The organism is Acidovorax sp. GW821-FHT11A03 (genome assembly GCF_058809075.1).
In genome coordinates, this window is the sequence record NZ_JBXASG010000002.1 from 193,882 (window position 1) to 212,428 (window position 18,547).

16 protein-coding genes are annotated in these 18,547 nt (G+C 66.0%); 5 read left to right on the forward strand and 11 right to left on the reverse strand.

The window, feature by feature from the left end:
* Nucleotides 1–5: 5 nt before the first annotated feature.
* The 9 genes from AC1RVY_RS04655 to AC1RVY_RS04695 form a co-directional block, all read right to left on the reverse strand.
* Entirely contained in the window at nucleotides 6–2,003 is a 1,998-nt protein-coding gene (locus tag AC1RVY_RS04655; protein ID WP_492805539.1) for a hypothetical protein, read from the reverse strand.
* A gap of 356 nt (nucleotides 2,004–2,359) precedes the next feature.
* Complete coding sequence (locus AC1RVY_RS04660) at nucleotides 2,360–3,412, reverse strand: ABC transporter ATP-binding protein (protein WP_218293326.1); 1,053 nt, start codon at nucleotides 3,410–3,412, stop codon at nucleotides 2,360–2,362.
* Nucleotides 3,409–4,398: an ABC transporter ATP-binding protein gene (locus AC1RVY_RS04665; protein WP_218340424.1), complete on the reverse strand. Its 990-nt coding sequence runs from the start codon at nucleotides 4,396–4,398 to the stop codon at nucleotides 3,409–3,411. The genes AC1RVY_RS04660 and AC1RVY_RS04665 overlap by 4 nt, the downstream gene beginning before the upstream one ends.
* A gap of 26 nt (nucleotides 4,399–4,424) precedes the next feature.
* Nucleotides 4,425–5,336, reverse strand: coding sequence for an ABC transporter permease (locus AC1RVY_RS04670; protein ID WP_218293324.1), 912 nt, complete (start codon nucleotides 5,334–5,336; stop codon nucleotides 4,425–4,427).
* 133 nt (nucleotides 5,337–5,469) lie between these two features.
* On the reverse strand, nucleotides 5,470–7,053 hold the full coding sequence (locus tag AC1RVY_RS04675; protein WP_218293323.1) for an ABC transporter substrate-binding protein: 1,584 nt from the start codon (nucleotides 7,051–7,053) through the stop codon (nucleotides 5,470–5,472).
* Between the two features lie 85 nt (nucleotides 7,054–7,138).
* Nucleotides 7,139–8,356, reverse strand: a complete 1,218-nt coding sequence (locus AC1RVY_RS04680) for a M20 aminoacylase family protein (protein ID WP_218293322.1) — start codon at nucleotides 8,354–8,356, stop codon at nucleotides 7,139–7,141.
* A 148-nt stretch (nucleotides 8,357–8,504) separates the two neighbouring features.
* Nucleotides 8,505–9,485 (reverse strand): ABC transporter permease, encoded by a 981-nt coding sequence (locus tag AC1RVY_RS04685; protein WP_218293321.1) that lies wholly within the window; start codon nucleotides 9,483–9,485, stop codon nucleotides 8,505–8,507.
* A 141-nt stretch (nucleotides 9,486–9,626) separates the two neighbouring features.
* Nucleotides 9,627–11,207, reverse strand: a complete 1,581-nt coding sequence (locus AC1RVY_RS04690; RefSeq protein ID WP_218293320.1) for an ABC transporter substrate-binding protein — start codon at nucleotides 11,205–11,207, stop codon at nucleotides 9,627–9,629.
* Between the two features lie 413 nt (nucleotides 11,208–11,620).
* Nucleotides 11,621–12,679, reverse strand: a complete 1,059-nt coding sequence (locus AC1RVY_RS04695; RefSeq protein WP_218293319.1) for a porin — start codon at nucleotides 12,677–12,679, stop codon at nucleotides 11,621–11,623.
* Between the two features lie 316 nt (nucleotides 12,680–12,995).
* Between AC1RVY_RS04695 and coq7 the strand changes: the two genes are divergently transcribed.
* On the forward strand, nucleotides 12,996–13,613 hold the full coding sequence (gene coq7 / locus AC1RVY_RS04700) for a 2-polyprenyl-3-methyl-6-methoxy-1,4-benzoquinone monooxygenase (RefSeq protein WP_369641441.1): 618 nt from the start codon (nucleotides 12,996–12,998) through the stop codon (nucleotides 13,611–13,613).
* Nucleotides 13,614–13,683: 70 nt separating this feature from the next.
* Here coq7 and AC1RVY_RS04705 read toward each other — a convergent pair whose 3' ends face one another.
* On the reverse strand, nucleotides 13,684–14,133 hold the full coding sequence (locus AC1RVY_RS04705; protein WP_369641440.1) for an OsmC family protein: 450 nt from the start codon (nucleotides 14,131–14,133) through the stop codon (nucleotides 13,684–13,686).
* A gap of 359 nt (nucleotides 14,134–14,492) precedes the next feature.
* On the opposite strand from AC1RVY_RS04705, the gene ilvA reads away from it, so the two are divergent.
* The 3 genes from ilvA (at nucleotide 14,493) to AC1RVY_RS04720 (ending at nucleotide 17,535) form a co-directional block, all read left to right on the forward strand.
* Nucleotides 14,493–16,055, forward strand: coding sequence for a threonine ammonia-lyase, biosynthetic (gene ilvA / locus AC1RVY_RS04710; RefSeq protein WP_492805540.1), 1,563 nt, complete (start codon nucleotides 14,493–14,495; stop codon nucleotides 16,053–16,055).
* A gap of 86 nt (nucleotides 16,056–16,141) precedes the next feature.
* Nucleotides 16,142–16,948, forward strand: coding sequence for an adenosylcobinamide-GDP ribazoletransferase (cobS, locus tag AC1RVY_RS04715; RefSeq protein WP_218340428.1), 807 nt, complete (start codon nucleotides 16,142–16,144; stop codon nucleotides 16,946–16,948).
* On the forward strand, nucleotides 16,945–17,535 hold the full coding sequence (locus tag AC1RVY_RS04720; protein ID WP_492805541.1) for a histidine phosphatase family protein: 591 nt from the start codon (nucleotides 16,945–16,947) through the stop codon (nucleotides 17,533–17,535). The genes cobS and AC1RVY_RS04720 overlap by 4 nt, the downstream gene beginning before the upstream one ends.
* 43 nt (nucleotides 17,536–17,578) lie before the next feature.
* Here AC1RVY_RS04720 and AC1RVY_RS04725 read toward each other — a convergent pair whose 3' ends face one another.
* On the reverse strand, nucleotides 17,579–18,034 hold the full coding sequence (locus tag AC1RVY_RS04725) for a type II secretion system protein N (RefSeq protein WP_492805542.1): 456 nt from the start codon (nucleotides 18,032–18,034) through the stop codon (nucleotides 17,579–17,581).
* Between the two features lie 9 nt (nucleotides 18,035–18,043).
* On the opposite strand from AC1RVY_RS04725, the gene gspG reads away from it, so the two are divergent.
* Nucleotides 18,044–18,535 carry a type II secretion system major pseudopilin GspG gene (gene gspG / locus AC1RVY_RS04730; RefSeq protein WP_370627810.1) on the forward strand — a complete coding sequence of 164 codons (492 nt, stop codon included), beginning with the start codon at nucleotides 18,044–18,046 and terminating at the stop codon, nucleotides 18,533–18,535.
* Nucleotides 18,536–18,547: the final 12 nt, after the last annotated feature.

Genomic DNA, 18,547 nt, shown 5'->3' on the forward strand with positions numbered 1-18,547 from the left:
TGCCGCTACAGCGGCGTGCACATGGCCGAACAGCCCGGAGTGCCATCACAGACCTCCCCGCCGTTGACGACCCCGTCTCCGCAGTACCCGCCCGTCAGGCTCAACGGCGCCGTGCAGGAGGCGTTGCAGGCCATGCAGGAAGCGCTGCCATAGGGGCAGCTGGTCTCCGTCACGTTGTTGCCGTCGTCACAGACCTCGGCGCCGTTGCGTATGCCGTCGCCGCAGAAGGCGCCCGTGAGGCTCAGCGTCGCCGTGCAGGTGGCGTTGCACCTCATGCAGGTGGCCGTGCCGTCCGGGCAACTGGTCTCCGTCACGTTGTTGCCGTCGTCGCAGACCTCGGCGCCGTTGCGTATGCCATCGCCGCAGAAGGCGCCCGTGAGGCTCAGCGTCGCCGTGCAGGTGGCGTTGCACCTCATGCAGGTGGCGGTGCCGTCCGGGCAGCTGGTTTCCGTCACGTTGTTGCCGTCGTCGCAGACCTCGGCGCCGTTGCGTATGCCGTCGCCGCAGAAGGCGCCCGTGAGGTTCAGCGTCGCCGTGCAGGTGGCGTTGCATGCCTGGCAGGTGGCCGTGCCGTCCGGGCAGCTGGTCTCCGTCACGTTGTTGCCGTCGTCGCAGACCTCGGCGCCGTTGCGAGCGCCGTCGCCACAGAACTGGCCGGTCAGGCTCAGCGTTGCCGTGCAGGTGGCGTTGCAGGTGGTGCAGGACACGGTGCCATAGGGACAGCTGGTCTCCGTGACGGCATTGCCGTCATCGCAGACCTCGGCGCCGGTGCGCACCCCGTCGCCGCAGACGTTGGCAGCCGCCACCTCGACCGTCGCCACGCCCCACCCTCCGGGGGTCAGCCGGTTGTGCGCGCGGTACTCGAAGCGGTAGGTGCCGGGGAGCGTGGGCGGCCCCACGGTGAAGCCACCATCCGGCGCCACCGTCAGCGAGTTGCCCGCGAACGCGACCACCCCGCCCGCTGGCGTGTTGGAGACCGCGCCTTGCACGCGGAACTCGCGGACCTGCAACGGCGGGGAACCAGGCGCATCGTTGGACAGCAGGCCCGGTGCGGGCACGGACAGTGGGGCACCCACGGTGGCGGCGAACGGCCCATCGTCCAGCGGCGCGCCGTCCCGCACGCCGAGGTCCAGGTCATAGCGCAGCTGCAGGGTGCGGCCTTCCAGCCGCCCGTAGACGGCCGCGATCTGGTGCGGGCCGGTGGTGGAAGCCGTCGCCACGGGCGGCGTACCGCCCCAGTCCGACGGCGACCCGTCGCGCACGATCGCGGCCCAGGCCAGGCTCACCACGAGCAACAGGCACAAGGTGGCGCCGGTGGCCGCATAGCGGCGAACGCGGGCAAAGCGGTAGGTGGCAAAGACCAGCGCACAGGCCACCAGCAGCAGGCCGGCCCCGCCCAGTGCGGGCACGGCCACGGCAGCTGCCGCCGCCGCGGCCAGATGGATCGGCGAACCGCCGCTGCCATCAGCCGACAACAGGGCGCTGGGCGGCGCGCTGCCGTCGGTGGTGCTGGCGACGAATCCGAGCCGCACGCCGGACGCCGCCGCACTCACCAGCTGTGCATAACTTTCGACAACGTCCGTGTGCATGCCGGCGGCAGCGACACCCAGAGGCCAGTGCAAGGGCGCGCTGGGCACGAAGCTGGGGTCGGCCACCAGCACTCCGCTCTGGCAGACCTCTCGGGCGACATCCCCCACCGGCTCGGCCGCCAGCAGGTCGATGCGGGTGATGGCAGCCTGATCCACGCCCCCGAAGGCCCCGCCCGGAGTGGCGACGGTACAGCCGGTCGCGGGGTTGTTGTCGCTGTCGATCAGCGTGCGGATCTCCGTGGCGGCATGGGCGGGCGCTGCATGCGCCAGGGAGGCAACGGCCAGCACAGCAACCACGGCATGGAGAAGGCCCCGGCCGCCGCGCAACCACGGCGACCGCCAGAGCACGGTCAATTGTTGAAAAACAATGCGGCGCGCAGAGCGCAGGCGCGTCGCAAGCATGAGAGCGAGCATGGATTCAGAAAAGAAAGGGGTGGACGAGGCCGGTTTCCCCAAAGGGACGCGGTAGCGATCCGGCTCTGCAACATCTGGTAATAAGACATCATACGAACCACTTGCCAACCCACCAAGCGCAATTTGGCAAGCGCGGAGCCCGCAGCCACCGACGCCTGGTGCGCACCGCCGGGGCGACCGCGGGTGCCGCCCACAGGTCGCTGCGGGGCCCAGGCCCCGGCAGCCGGCGTCGGGGGTGTTCCATGGCGCCAAGCCAGGTACTCCCGGCAAGGCGCACACCAGCCAGTTTGACAGCCAGATAGGCCCTCAGCGCTTTCCCATCAAGCGCAAGCAGCTATAAATTCAGGAGCAATCTCTCAGATCCGCCCCTCTTCCACCGCATGGCAGGCGATCCGGATGCCGCCAATGCTGAGCAGCTGGGGCCGTTCGGCGCGGCAGCGGTCGTTCACGTGCGGGCAGCGCGGATTGAAGGCGCAGCCGGGGGGCGGGTTCAGCGGGTTGGGCACCTCGCCCTGCACCGGCGTGCGCGCCTTGCCGGTGTCGTGCATCTTGGGGATGGCATCGAGCAGCATGCGCGTGTAGGGGTGGCGTGGCGTATCGAACAGCGTGTGCTTGTCGGCCAGTTCCACCAGGCGGCCCAGGTACATCACGCCGACCTGGTCGCTCACGTGGCGCACCACGGCCAGGTTGTGGCTGATGAACAGGTAGGTGAGCTGCCGCTCGCGCTGCAGGTCCTTCATGATGTTGAGCACCTGCGCCTGCACCGACACGTCGAGCGCCGAGGTGGGCTCGTCGCACACCAGGAACTCGGGCTCGGTGGCCAGGGCGCGCGCGATGGAGATGCGCTGGCGCTGGCCGCCGGAGAACTGGTGCGGGTACTTGACCATGTCCAGCGGGGACAGGCCCACGGACTTGAGCAGCTCGCCCACGCGGGCCTTGAGCTCGACCTTGTCGGTGATGAGGCCGTGCTCGCGCAGCGGCTCGCCGATGATGTCCTCGACCAGCCAGCGCGGGTTCAGGCTGGCATAGGGGTCCTGGAAGATCATCTGGATGCGCCGGCGCATGGCCTGGGCATCGTTGCCCTTGAAGGCGGCGTGCGCGTCCTGGCCGTCGAAGGTGAGGCCGCCGCGTGTCGGCTCGTACAGGCCCACCAGCAAACGGGCCACCGTGCTCTTGCCGCAGCCCGATTCGCCCACCAGGGCGAGTGTCTTGCCCCGTTCGATCTCGAAGCTCACGCCGTCGACCGCATGCAGCAGCGTGCGGGGCTTGCGCTCGATGACGCGGTTGAGCCAGGGGGCGGAGACATCGAAAGTCTTGGCCAGATCGTGCGCCTGCACGAGGGGCCGGCCTTGGGCGGCGACGGGGGCCTTGCCTGCGGCGGCGGTGGTGGCGGTGGTCGTAGTGCTCATGCGGCCACCTCGGCGTTTTTCGTCGTGGCGCCGGCGTGCAGCCAGCAGGCGGCGCGGGTGGAGCCCGCATCCATCAGGTCGGGACGTTCGGTCATGCAGCGGTCAAAGGTCTTGGGGCAGCGCGGGTTGTAGGCACAGCCCTTGGGGATGGCATTCAAGCGGGGCATGGCCCCGTCGATCTGGTTCAGGCGCTCGCGGTCCACCGCCATGTCGGGGATGGAGGCCATCAGGCCGCTGGTGTAGGGGTGCGATGGCTTGTTGATGACGTCGTGCACGGGGCCGATCTCGGCCACGCGGCCGGCATACAGCACGGCCACGCGGTCGCAGGTCTCGGCGATCACGCCCATGTCATGGGTGATCAGCATCACGGCGGCGCCGCGCGATTTGCAGATGTTTTTCAGCAGCGTGATGATCTGCGCCTGGATGGACACGTCGAGCGCCGTGGTGGGCTCGTCGGCCACGATGAGCTTGGGCTCGGCCGCCAGGGCCAGGGCGATCACCACGCGCTGGCGCATGCCGCCGGAGAACTGGTGCGGGTAGTGGTCGATGCGCTCCGCCGCCGCCGGAATGCCGGTGTCCTGCAGCAGCGCGATGGCGCGCTGGCGGGCCTCGGCGGGCGTGACCGGCAGGTGGGCCAGGATGGTCTCGGTGAGCTGGCGGCCCACGGTGTACAGCGGGTTCAGCGAGGTCAGCGGATCCTGGAAGATGGCGCCGATGCGGCGGCCGCGGATGTGGCGCATTTCCTCGTTGCTGAGGTTGTCGATGCGCTGGCCCTCCAGCAGGATCTGGCCGGATGCCACGCGGCCCGGTGGCTCCAGCAGGCCGATGATGGCGGCGCCGGTGAGCGACTTGCCCGCGCCAGATTCACCCACCACACCCAGGATCTCGCCGGGTGCGATGGAGAAGGAAATGTCGTCCAGGGCGCGCAGGGTACCGCGGCGGCCCGGGAATTCGACAACGAGGTTTTTGACTTCTAGAAGGCTCATGGGGATATCGCTTTTCTTGTTCTTGTTCAGCGCAGGCGCGGATTGAGGGCATCACGCAACCAGTCGCCCAATAGATTCACGGAAAGAGCAATCAGCACCAGCATGGCACCGGGGAACACGGTGATCCACCATTCGCCCGAGAACAGGTAGTCGTTGCCGATGCGGATCAGCGTGCCCAGCGACGGCGATGTGGGCGGCGCGCCCACGCCCAGGAAGGACAGCGTGGCCTCGGTGATGATGGCGGTGGCGACCTGGATGGTGGCCAGCACGAGCACCGGGCCCATCACATTGGGCAGCACGTGCTTGCGCATGATGCGCAGCGACGAGACGCCCGTCACGCGCGCGGCCTGCACGTACTCCTTGTTGCGCTCCACCAGCGTGGAGCCGCGCACTGTGCGTGCGTACTGCACCCAGCCCGTCAGCGAGATCGAGATGATGAGCACGCCAAAGGCCAGCGACTCGTGCGCGTTGGGAAACAGCGCGCGGCCCACACCGGCAATCAGCAGGGCGACCAGGATGGCCGGAAACGACAGCATCACGTCGCACAGGCGCATGAGCACCGCGTCGATCCAGCCGCCGCGAAATCCCGCCAGCAGGCCAAACGCCACGCCCACCACCACCGAGAGCAGCACCGACGCGATGCCCACGACGAGGGAGATGCGCGCGCCGTAGATCAGCGCGGAAAGGATGTCGCGGCCCTGGTCATCGGTGCCCAGCGGGTATTTCATGGAGCCTTCGGCGCTCCAGGCCGGGGGCAGCCGCGCATCGCTGAGTTCGAGCGTGGCCAGGTCAAACGGGTTGTGGGGCGCGACCCATCCGGCGAACACCGAACAGAACACGCAGACCAGCGCGATCGCTGCGGCCAGCATGGCCACCGGCGATGTGCGGAAGCTGTAGCCAACATCGCTGTCGAGCCAGCGGGCAAGGGTAGTTTTCATTGTGGGAACCAGTAAACAGGCACCACCGCCAGGCCCGGGTAGCGGCCTCGCGGTGGTGTGGACTTTCAAAAGAACCGGTTGTCGTTTCTCTTGATTCTTTTGCGACGATCTAGGTACGAAATCTTCTGACCGCTTACTTGCCGATGGTCATCCACTTGAAGTACATGAAGTTGTCGGCCATCTGCACGAGCTTCACGTTCTTGTTCACGCCCCAGGCCAGCGCCTGCTGGTGCAGCGGCAGGTGGCCGATGTCGGCGCTGTGCAGGTCGAAGGCTTCCTTGATCATCGCGTCGCGCTTGGCCTTGTCGGTCTCGACCAGCACCTTCTTCGTCAGTTCATCGAGCTTGGGGTTGCAATAGGCGCCCAGGTTGAACTGGCCGGCACCGCCCTTGTCGTCCGGGCAGATCATGAGCGCGTTGAGCGCGTTGTGCGCGTCGTAGGTCGTGGGCGTCCAGCCCAGCATGTAGAAGCTGGTGTCGCGGCGCAGCACCTTGGGGAAGTAGGTACCCTTGGTCTCGGCCTGCAGGTTGATCTTGACGTTGATGCGAGAGAGGTTGGCGGCCACGGTCTGGCAGATGCGGCCGTCGTTCACGTAGCGGTCGTTCGGGCAGTTCATGGACACTTCGAAGCCATTGGGGTAGCCGGCTTCCACCATCAGCTTCTTGGCGGCTTCGACGTCGTACGGCAGGCGCTTGGTCTCGGGCTGGAAGCCGTTGATGCCAGGGCCCACCATCAGCGCGGAAGGGTTGGAGGCGCCGCGCATCACGGTCTTCTTGATGCCGTCGATGTCGATGGCCTGGTAGAAGGCCTGGCGGACGCGCTTGTCCTTGAAGGGGTTCTTGCCCTTCACGTTGGAGTACAGCAGCTCGTCGCGCTTCTGGTCCATGCCCAGGAAGATGGTGCGCAGCTCGGGGCCGGTCACCGCACGCGTGTTGGGGCTGTTGTTGACACGGTCGATGTCCTGCACCGGCACGGGCTCCATCACATCCACTTCGCCCGACAGCAGCGCCGCCACGCGCGTGGCATCGTTGGCGATGGGCGTGAACACCACTTCGGTCACGTTGCCCTCGATCTTGCCCCAGTAGGAGCCGTTGCGCACGAACACCGAGCGCACGTTGGGCTGGCGCTCGCGCAGGCGGAAGGGGCCTGTGCCGTTGGCGCGGAACGAGGCAGCGTTCTCGATGCCCTTGCGGCGGTCGACGGGCATCACGGCCTGGTTGGTCTCGCACCACTTCTTGCTCATGATGTAGGAGGTCGTGATCACGTCGGGCAGGATGGGCTGCGGCGCCATGGTTTCGATCTCGACGGTGTGATCGTCGATCTTGCGCACCTGCTTGATGTCGCTGTTGGTGGCCTTCATGTCCGAGCCCTCGCCCTTCATGCGGCCAAAGCTGAACACCACGTCGTCTGCCGTGAAGGGGGTGCCGTCATGGAATTGCACGCCCTTGCGCAGCTCGAACCGCCACACGGTGGGTGCGGTTTGCTTCCAGGCCGTGGCCAGCGCCGGCGCCAGGCTCAGGTCCTTGTTGCGGCCGACCAGCGGCTCGTACACATTGCTGGTCACGCTCAGCTGGAGCGATTCGTTGAGCGAGTGCGGATCCATGGAGAGCGCATCGCCCTGGTTGGCAATTCGGATGGTCTGCGCATTGGCGACCATGCTGGTTGCGGCCATCGCGGCAAACAGTGCGGCAAGGGCGGCTTTTTTCTGGAATTTCATGGAAATCTCCTCGTAGTGAAAAGGGGTGCGAAAGGTTGTGGATCCAGGGATTGGATGCTGGCGTTGCGCGAAGGGGACGCAGCCCTCAGGGCACCGCCAGGGGCATGGACTGCTCGATCAGGCTCGCATGCAATGCAGAGCCCAGCGGCAGGATGTCGTCGTTGAAGTCGTAGCGGCTGTTGTGCAGCGCACTGCCGCTGGCGCCGGTACCCTGGCCGATGCGCAGGTAGGCGCCCGGGCGGGTCTGGAGCATGAAGGCGAAGTCTTCCGCGCCCATGCTGGGCTCCAGGTCGCGCACCACGTGGTCCGCTCCCAGCAGGGATTCGGCCACGTCGCCCGCGAAGACGGCCTCGCTCTCGCTGTTGATCGTGGCCGGGTAGATGCGCTCGTAGTGCACCGTGGCATTGGCTCCAAAGCCCAGAGCAATCGCGTTGCACAGTTCCTTGAGGCGCTTTTCCACCATCTCCTGCACCACGGGGTCGAACGTGCGCACGGTGCCCACCAGGGTGGCGGAGCCGGGCAGCACGCTGAAGGCGCCCAGATCGCCTGCCTGCGCGGCGCAGATGCTGACCACGGCACTTTCGATGGGGCGCACGTTGCGCGACACGATGCTCTGCGCCGCCGTGATGATGTGCGCGGCCACCACCAGCACGTCCACCGTCTGGTAGGCATGCGCGCCGTGGCCGCCGCGCCCCGTGATCTCGATGGTGAAGCGGTCGGCCGCCGCCATCATGGGGCCCGGGTTGATGCCCACGGTGCCGGGCTTCATGGCCGGCCAGTTGTGCATGGCATAGATGGACTGCACCGGGAACCGGTCGAACAGGCCGTCTTCCATCATCACGCGGGCGCCCGCCAAGCCCTCCTCGCCTGGCTGGAACACGAGCACGGCCGTGCCGTCGAAATTGCGGGTCTCGGCCAGGTAGCGCGCCGCGCCCACCAGCATGGCGGTGTGGCCGTCGTGGCCACAGCCGTGCATGAGGCCGGGCTTGCACGACTTCCAGGAGAAGTCGTTGTGCTCTGCCAAAGGCAGTGCATCCATGTCGGCACGCAGGCCCACCATGGAGCCGCTGGAGGTGCTGCGGCCGCGGATCACCGCAACGATGCCCGTGCGGCCGATGCCGTCGTGGATCTCGTCCACGCCGCACACCTTGAGCGCCTCTTTCACGCGGTTGCCTGTATAGATTTCTTCAAAGCCCAGCTCGGGATGGGCGTGCAGATCGCGGCGCAGGGCGGTCAGCTCCGGATGGAACTGCGCGATGTGCGCAAACGCCCGGCCACCCGCTTTGTATCGGAGCGACTGCATGTCAGACGCCCGGAAAGCTCGTGCAGCGCCAGCAGCCGGCAAAACCGGCGCGGCCCAGGCCAGTGCTGCCGCGCAAGGGCCGCCCCGCCGCGCTGGGAGCATCCCCCCTCCGGGGGGATGGCGCGAAGCGACTCAGGGGGGAGCTCATTCAATGGCCTCCTGCCTTGCCCACGCGCAGACGGGGGTCCACCGCGAAGTACAGCAGATCCACCACCAGGTTGATCACCACGAAGATCAGCGCGATCAGGCAGAGGTACGCCGCCATCACAGGAATGTCCGCAAAGGTCACGGCCTGGATGAACAGCAGGCCCATGCCGGGCCACTGGAACACGGTCTCGGTGATGATCGCAAACGCGATCAGGCCGCCCAGTTGCAGGCCGGTGATGGTCATCACGGGCACCAGCGTGTTCTTGAGCGCGTGCCCAAAATGGATGGCGCGATTGGACAGGCCCCGGGCCCGCGCGAACTTGATGTAGTCCGTGCGCAGCACCTCCAGCATCTCCGCGCGCACCAGCCGCATGATCAGCGTGAGCTGGAAGATGGCCAGCGTGATGGCGGGTAGCGTGATGTGGTGCCAGCCCTTGGCCTTGAGCAGGCCGGTGCTCCACCATCCCAGCTGCACCACTTCCCCGCGGCCAAAGCTCGGGAACCAGCCCAGGGTCACCGCAAACACCAGGATCAGCAGGATGCCGATCAGGAAGGTGGGCAGCGACACGCCGAGCAGCGAAAGCGTCATGAACATCTGGCTGGTGAAGGTGCCGCGCTTGAGCGCCGCATACACGCCCATGGGCACGCCGATCACCAGCGCCAGCACCGCGGCGACCAGCGCCAGCTCCAGCGTGGCGGGGAAACGCTCGGCAATGAGGCGCGAGACCTTGGCACCCTGGCGCAGGCTCAGGCCGAATTCGCCTTGCGCCGCATTCACGAGAAAGTGCCAGAACTGCACGAAGAAGGGTTTGTCCAGGCCGAGGGAGGCACGCAGCTCCCGGATCTGTTCAGGGGTGGCATCCTGTCCCAGCAGAAACACCACGGGATCTCCCACGTACTGGAACAGCATGAAGGAGATGAAGGCCACCGTGACCATGACAATCACAGCCTGTATCAGGCGGCGCAATATAAAGGCAAGCATCGGGAAGTCGAGTGAGTGTTCGATAAAAGCACCGCGGCCACTTTTGATGGCAGGGGCACTGACTGGCAATACGTCGTCGTCAAACTGAATCAAGGAGAGCAAGGGCCTCGAGGCCCTTGCTCTCAGCGTATCGACAATCGATCAGTTCACCTTGACCGTGCGCATGTCCACGCGGTTGTCGGCGCGGTGGACCAGCTCCACGTTCTTCTTCATAGCCCAGGGTATCACCTGGTCATGCAGAGGAAGGTGGGATACGGTGTCATTGGACAGCTGCAGCGCCTCCGTCAGCATGCGCGCGCGCACGGGAGCGTCCGTCTCGGCCTTGATCCGGTCCACCAGGTAGTCCATGCGCTGGTTGCTGTAGCGGCCCACGTTGTAGTTGCCGTCACCCCCCTGGCCCACGGTGCGTACCAGCGACTGCAGGCTGTACAACGCATCGAACGTCGGCACGCCCCAGCCCAGCATGTAGATGCTGGCTTCGTAGCGCTGGATCATGGGGAAATAGTTCACCAGTGGCAGCGTGCGCAGCTTGGCCTTCACGCCCACACGCGACCACATGGCCGTCACGGCCTGGCAGATGGCCTCGTCGTTGATGTAGCGGTTGTTCGGGCAGGCGAAATCCACTTCGAAGCCATCGGGATAACCCGCTTCGGCCAGCAGCTTCTTGGAGGCTTCGACACTGTAGGGGAAACGCTTGCCCACGGCTTCGGTGTATCCGGCCACCTGGGGCGCCACGATGGTGCCCGTAGGCTTGCCCAGGCCGCGCATGATGTTGCGCGAAATCGTGTCGGCATCGATGGCCTGGTACAGGGCCTTGCGCACGCGCACGTCCTTGAGCGGGTTCTTGCCCTTGATGTTGGAGCCTGGCAGCTCATCGCGGAACTGGTCCATGCCCAGGAAGATGGTGCGGTTCTCCACACCGTCGATCACCTTCAGGTCGGGGCTGGCGCGCAGGCGACCCAGATCCTGGGGCGTGGGGTCCAGCACCATGTCCACTTCGCCCGACAGCAGCGCAGCGATGCGCGTGGCGGCGGACTTGATCGGGGTATAGACGATTTCCGTGACGTTGCCGTCCATCTTGCCCCACCAGTTGGGGTTGCGCTTGAAGACCATCTTCACATCGGGCTGCCACGACTCCAGCGTGTAGGGGCCGGTGCCCATGGCATTGCGGTGGGCAAAGTTCTCATCGCTGCCCTTGATGTCCTTGGGCTCCACGGACTTGTTCTTTTCCGCCCAGGCCTTGCTCATCATGCGCAGTTCGGTCATCTGGCGCAGCAGCACGGGATTGGGGGCTGTCAGGATGACGTCGATGGTTTGCGCGTCGACCTTGTTGACCTTGCTGATGCCCTGGATGTAGGGCGTGAAGTTCGACGTCTTCGCCATCGCGCGCTGCAGCGAGTACACGGCGTCATCGGCGGTGAACGCCGACCCATCATGGAACTTCACTCCCTGGCGCAGCGTGAAGCGCACCTGTGTGGGGCTGACCTCTTTCCAGGAGGTCGCCAGGACGGGCTCCACGTCAAATGTCTTGCTGTTGTAGTAGACCAGGCTCTCATACACATTGGCATGAATGCCGTTTTGCAGTGCATTGTTTTGGGAATGGATATCCCAGGTCGCAATCTCCCCCTGGCTCGCCCATTTGAAGGGCTTGGCATGCAGCGCTGGTGCTGCAAGCAGTGCAGCCATGGCAGCTACCGACAAAAGACTGTATTTGAGTTTCATGGAACCCTCTTGATTAAAAGTTTTACTATGCAGTAAAGGTTGCTCTATAGCCAACGGGAAATCCCTGAATCTCCAGCGCCGAGAAGGGCCTCTGAGGGTGGATTTACGTTGCTTTTGCGTCGTTCCAGCACGCAAGGATGGTGCCAAGAATCTGCACCGGGGCAAAGAAGGGAAAGAAACCACGGAGACAGGGCCAACAAGGCCCTCCGGAAGGTGTCAGACATTGCAGCGGCAGAAGGCATGTACCCGGAGTTACATGCCATGCAGCACTGGATTGTTCACTCGGGCAATCCACAATTCAACTCCCGCAATCAACCGCAGACAAACAGTCAGTCGGTCGGTCAAAAAAAAAGCCGCCCGAAGGCGGCTTTTTAGCTTTGATATCGTCAACTGGCCAAAGGCCAGTCTTGATATTAGAAGCTGTGACGGATACCGAAGTCGTAGCCGTTGGAGTTTTCGCCAGCAGCAGTCACGGAACCGTTCAGGGACTGAGCGGAGCCGTTCTTGTTGCTCACGTGAGCGTACGTTGCGTACAGAGCCGTGCGCTTGGACAGGTTGTGCACGTAGCCCAGAGCCAGCTTGTTGGCGCGGGGATCAGCACCGGGGGTTTCGATCTTGTAGGTGGAGTAAGACAGACGGATTTCGCCTGCGCCGACTGGCACCAGACCACCGATCAGGAAGCCCTTGCCTTCGTTGCCGTTCTTGATGTCGTCTTGGTTGTAGTGAGCCATGATCTTGGCCACGCCCAGATCGTATTGACCGCCCACGTTCACAGCCTTGATGTTGCCGCTCAGGAACTTGGTGTCAGAGAAAGCCAGAGCCACGTTGATGGGGCCGTTGGCGTAACCAGCGCGCAGAGCCAGGCCGTTGCCGTCCTTCTTGTTGGCAGCGTTGCTCAGGTTTTCACCCATGTAGTACTGTGCTTGGCCGTAGAAGCCGCCCAGGTTGCCAGGCAGGAAGTAGCCGATGGCGTTCGAAGCGCGGATGGTGGTTGGGCCACCCAGGCTGGAGTTCAGGGTTTGGGTCGTGCCAACACCGTTCGTGCCGAACGGATCGAACACGGTCAGGTTCCAGAATTGGGGCGTGTAGTCACGGCCCAGACGCACTTCACCGAAGCCGCCGTTCAGGCTGACCGTCGAACGACGGTTGAACGTCAGGCCTTGTTGGCCGTTGCCCAGGGCAGCAGCAGCGCCTTGGTTGGTAGCGTTGGTAGCAGCGCCTTGGCCGTTGTCGTTGTTCAGACCAGCTTCCAGCCAGAACGAAGCGGACATGCCGCCACCCAGATCTTCAACGCCGCGGAAACCCAGACGGCTGCTGTTGTAGCCGGAGTTCGTCAGTTGGGACTTGTTAGCGACGCTGCCGGAACCGTAAGCGTAGGTTGCATCAACCACGCCGAACAGGGTCACGGACGATTGAGCCATTGCAGCGCCGGAAGCAGCCAGCACAGCCAGGGCAATCAGGGATTTTTTCATTGCGAGTTACTCCAAGGTTAAACATAGGGCGCCGGTACGGGGGGTCTATGGTGAAAGCACCTGCACAGTCCCGCCGGTTCCCCGGGCCAACCTCCTGGTGGGGAAGTTGCTCTTATTGCACCAGACCCGGCCGGGTTTCGCAAAGGAATTCACCCACAATCGACCCGAAAGGGGAAAATCGTTGCAGTGTTGCAACATTTCACGGAGCGCCAGCAAAATCGGTTTCGGCACCCTTGCGGCCCCCGTCGGCACCTGCCGAATATTTGTATCCAAGTGAAAATTGTGTTTCCTGCCCCTTGCCATCCTGAAAGCTGCCATGGACCCCTTGCTGACCGCCGCTGACAACGCCCTGCGCACGCTTTTCGCGCCCCCCCGGGCCTGCGAGCCCACGCCCGCCCTGGGCATCGCGGAAGCCGACCTCGACCCCGCCCAGAAGAAGCTGGCGGGGGCATTGATGCGGGTCAATCACGTGGGTGAAGTCTGTGCGCAAGCCCTCTACACGGCGCAGGCCGCGGTCACACGCGATGCCGGGCTGCGCGTGCACTTGCTGGAGGCCGCCCGGGAAGAAACAGACCATCTGGCCTGGACGCGCGGGCGCCTGGAGGCCCTGGGAGCACGCCCCAGCCTGCTCAATCCGCTGTGGTTCGCGGGCGCCTTCGCGCTGGGCCTGGTAGCGGCCAAGGTGAGCGACCGGGCCAGCCTGGGGTTCGTGGCGGAGACGGAAAACCAAGTGGCGGCGCATTTGCAGGGCCACCTTGCGCGGCTTCCCGAGCAGGACCTGGCCTCCCGGGCCGTGGTGGCCCGGATGAAGGACGACGAGGAGCGCCACGCGGCGCAGGCGCGGGCCTCCGGTGCGCTGCAGCTGCCGGCACCCGCCCGCGCCGCGATGAGGGCGGCCGCCAAGGTGATGACCACCACGGCGCACTACATCTGACCGTGCCCCCGGAGCCCTGCACCGGGAAAGTGCGTGCTGCCCGGGCGCCCGCCGCGGTTCGGGGCGGCCGTCAGGCCTCGATCACCTCGAAGCCGGTGGTGATCTCGGCGGTCTTGCCGAGCATGATGCTGGCCGAGCAGTATTTGTCGTGGCTCATGGCAATGGCGCGCTCCACCGCCGAGGCGGGAATCCCCTTGCCCGTCACGGTGAAATGCATGTGGATCTTGGTGAACACCTTGGGGTCGGTCTGGGCACGCTCGGTGGTGAGCTTGACGCTGCAGCCGCGCACGTCGTGGCGGCCCCGCTTGAGGATCAGGACCACGTCATAGGCGGTGCAGCCACCCGTTCCTGCCAGCACTGTCTCCATGGGCCGGGGCGCCAGGTTCTGCCCGCCATTGGCGGGGTTGGCGGCATCGGGGGCGCCATCCATGGCCAGGACATGGCCGCTGCCGGTTTCGGCCACAAAGCCCATGCCGGAGCGTGTTCCTGCCCCTCCTGTCCAACTGACTGTGCATTCCATTTGTGTTTCTCCTGTGTGACACGTGGTTTTTTTCGCACGGAAAACCGAAACGAAAAGAATTTGATGCGAATTTTGCTGCATCGCAACAAGACTCGCGCTAAACTTCGCCCATGCGCTGCCGGTTTCGAACAAAAAGGAAACGGCAGGCGGCAAGAAGTCCGGAATCCGGTACTTGCCCCGCACCGATTGTCTCCTCCATCTCCTCAAAGGATGGATTAGCCCCAGGCCTCACGGCCCGGGGCTTTTTTTTGGCCGGTCCGGCCGCGCGCCGCCCGTGTGGCGTCCGGGCCAGGCCGGAAACCGACGCCCTATGATGTGGCCCCCGCCGCTGTCCAGCGGCGGCCCCACCAGCTCCCGCCATGACCCAGCACCTCACCCCCGCCGACTACCTGAAGAAAATCCTGACCGCCCGCGTGTACGACGTGGCGGTGGAGTCGGCCCTGGAGCCCGCCAAGAACCTCAGCCGCCGCCTGCACAACAAGGTGCTCTTGAAGCGCGAGGACCAGCAGGCGGTGTTCAGCTTCAAGCTGCGCGGCGCCTACAACAAGATGGCGCACCTCACGCCCGAGCAGCTCGCGCGCGGAGTGATCTGTGCCTCGGCCGGCAACCACGCGCAGGGCGTGGCCATGAGCGCCCACAAGCTGGGCGCCCGCGCGGTCATCGTGATGCCAACCACCACGCCGCAGCTCAAGATCGATGCCGTGAAGACGCTGGGTGGCGAGGTCGTGCTGTTTGGCGAGAGCTATTCCGACGCCTACGGCCACTCGGTGACGCTTGAAAAGGAACAGGGCCTGACCTTCGTGCACCCGTTCGACGACCCGGACGTGATCGCGGGCCAGGGCACCATCGCCATGGAGATCCTGCGCCAGCTGCAAAGCCTGGGCAGCAACCAGCTCGATGCCGTGTTCGTGGCCATCGGCGGCGGCGGGCTCATCTCTGGCGTGGCCAACTACATCAAGGCCGTGCGGCCCGAGATCAAGGTGATCGGCGTGCAGATGAACGACTCGGACGCGATGATCCAGTCGGTCAACGCGCACCAGCGCGTCACGCTGCCCGATGTGGGCCTGTTCTCGGACGGCACGGCCGTCAAGCTCGTGGGCGAGGAAACCTTCCGCATCACCCACAGCGGCCTGGTGGACGGCTTCATCACCGTGGACACCGACGCCGTCTGCGCCGCCATCAAGGACATCTTCGTGGACACGCGCAGCATCGTCGAGCCCGCGGGGGCCCTGGCCGTGGCCGCCATCAAACAGTACGTGGCCGAGAACAAGACCCGGGGCGAGACCTACGCCGCCATCCTGTGCGGCGCCAACATGAACTTCGACCGCCTGCGCTTCGTGGCCGAGCGCGCCGAGGTGGGCGAGGAGCGCGAGGCGCTGTTCGCCGTGACCATCCCCGAGGAACGCGGCAGTTTCCGGCGCTTTTGCGAGGTGGTGGGCGACCTGCCCGGCGGCGCGCGCAACGTGACCGAGTTCAACTACCGCATCAGCGACGCCGCCCAGGCCCATGTGTTCGTGGGCCTGACCACCAACGGCAAGGGCGAATCGGACAAGATCGCCCGGAACTTCGGCCGCCACGGCTTCGAGGCGCTGGACCTGACCCACGACGAACTGGCCAAGGAACACCTGCGCCACCTGGTGGGCGGCCATTCGGCGCTGGCGCAGGACGAGCGGCTGATGCGCTTCACCTTCCCCGAGCGGCCGGGCGCGCTGCTCAAGTTCCTGAGCCTGATGCAGCCGACCTGGAACATCAGCCTGTTCCACTACCGCAACCAGGGCGCCGACTACGGCCGCATCCTCGTGGGCATGCAGGTGCCGCCCGAGGACACCGCCACGTTCGACGCCTTCCTGGCCACGCTGGGCTACCCATACGTGGAAGAGACGCTGAACCCGGCCTACCGGCTGTTCCTGCGTTCCAAGTGACCAGGATATGGGTCGAACCGGCCTCCAGCGCTTATCCAACCAGCGCTGGCAGCTATCAAATCTGACATAGCCTCCTCCGCCCGTCCATGCAAGCCCTGCGCCACTACCTGCTGGCCGTGCAGTTCTTCACGCGCATCCCGGTGACCGGGCGGCTGGCGCAGTGGGTGGGCTACAGCCCCGCCATGCTGCGCGCCAGCGCGGCGCACTTTCCGGGCATTGGCTGGTTGGCGGCGCTGCTCGCGGCGGGCGTCTATGCCGCGCTGCACTGGGCGCTGGCGCCCAATCCGCTGGCACCGGCCGTGGCCGCCGTGTTCTGCACCATCGCCACGGTGCTGATGACCGGCGGCTTCCACGAGGACGGCCTGGCCGATGTGGCCGACGGCCTGGGCGGCAGTGCCGACCGCGAGCGGGCGCTGGACATCATGAAGGACTCGCGCATCGGCGCGTTCGGTGCCATGGCCCTGGTGCTGGCGCTGCTGGCCAAGCTCAGCGTGCTGGCGCTGCTGGGCTCCCACAGCCTGCTGGCCGCCGTGGCCGCGCTGGCGGGGGCGCATGTGGTGTCGCGTTTCTGGCCCCTGCTCATCGTGCGCAGCCTGCCGCATGTGGGGGACACCGCCCGCTCCAAAAGCAAGCCGCTGGCCGACCAGATCTCGGGCACTGCGCTGGCGACGGCATTTTCATGGTGTTTTGTGCCGCTGGCGCTTGTCTGGAAAGCGCAATCAGCTACATATTTAATAGCAGCCATTGTGCTGAGCGCACTCGCCGCCGCCTGGATGGCCCGCTGGTTTGCGCGCCGGCTGCGGGGGTTCACGGGGGATTGCCTGGGCGCCACGCAGCAGGTCAGCGAAATCGGCTTCTACCTGGGCGCGGCGCTGGCCCTGCGCTGGATGTGAAGCCCGTGGCCCGACCGCAGCGCGGCGCCCGCCTCTGGCTGGTGCGCCATGCCCAGCCGCGGGTGGCGCCCGGCATCTGCTACGGCGCGCTGGACGTCCCCGCCGACCCCGCCGCCACCCGCGCCGCCGCGGAACGCCTGGCCGCCACCCTGCCACCCGGGATCCAGGTGTTCCACTCCACGCTACAAAGATGTGAGCAGCTTGCGATGGAACTGCAAGCGCTGCGGCCTGATTTGATACCCAAACCCGACGCCCGCCTGCGCGAAATGGACTTTGGCAGCTGGGAAGGGCTGGCCTGGGATGCCATCGCCCGCTCCGACATCGACGCCTGGACGGCCGCGTTCGCCAGCTACCGCCCCGGGAATGGTGAAAGCCTGGCGGCCATGCTGGAGCGCGTGGCAGCCGCGCTGCATTCCCTCCCGCCCGCAGAAGAAACCGCACGGGATGTGGCCTGGATCACCCATGCCGGCGTGATCCGCTGCGTGGCCTGGCTGCAGGCACGTGGGGGCGAGCTGCCGCGCTCCGAAGAATGGCCCCTTGCCGCGCCGGGCTGGGGCGAGTGGGACATGGCCCACCGGGGCATCTGAGAATGGAGGCCCTGGCGGGCGCCTGCGCCCGCCACGCGCCGGGTCAGCGCTTCAGGGGCATGTCCAGCGTGAGCGTGGCGGCGCCTCCCACCTCGGCGCCCAGTTGCGCCTGGCGCGGTCCCAGCGCCTGCAGCACCAGCCCCTCGTCCACCGCCGCGCCCACGCGGAAGGGCCTGGCCGGCTTGCCGTCCACCGCGATCAGCGCGGCACCGCCGCCGCTGCTGCGGCCCGAGAGCACCCCGATCAGCGCGAACCGGCTGGCCAGCGTGGGCGCAGCGGGCGCGGGCGCAGCGCCCGCCGGGGACGCCACCGCCCCGAGGAGGCGGGCCAGCGCCTGCGCGTCGGGCGCCACCGGCGCTGGCAACACCGCGGGCGCGACGATGCCGCCCGCCGGCGCCGACAGGCGCAGGCCCCAGAAGACCACGCTGGCGCCCGCCGCGGCCCAGAGCGCCAGGGTCCCCAGGCGCACGCCCCATTTGCTGTGTGAATTGGTCACCATGCGGGGATTATGATTCACGCGATCCGACCATCCGAGAGACCGCCAGCAGTGAACACTTCCCTCCCCTTCCTCTTGCGCTCCGCCCGCCGCAGCCTCTCCCGGGGCTTCACCCTCATCGAGCTGATGGTGGTGCTCGTCATCATCGGCGTGCTGGCCGCCCTCATCGTGCCCAATGTGCTCGAGCGTGCCGACGACGCCCGCGTGACGGCAGCCCGCACCGACATCACCAACATCATGCAGGCGCTCAAGCTGTACCGCCTGGACAACCAGCGCTACCCCACGGCCGAGCAGGGCCTGCCGTCGCTGATCGTCAAGCCCACCTCGGGCCCGGTGCCCAACAACTGGAAGCTGTACCTCGAAAAACTGCCCAACGACCCCTGGGGCCGCCCGTACCAGTACCTGAACCCCGGCATCAAGGGCGAGATCGACGTGATGTCGTTCGGCGCCGATGGCCAGTCCGGCGGCGAAGGCAAGGATGCCGATATTGGCAGTTGGCAATGAGGGCCGGCCCTT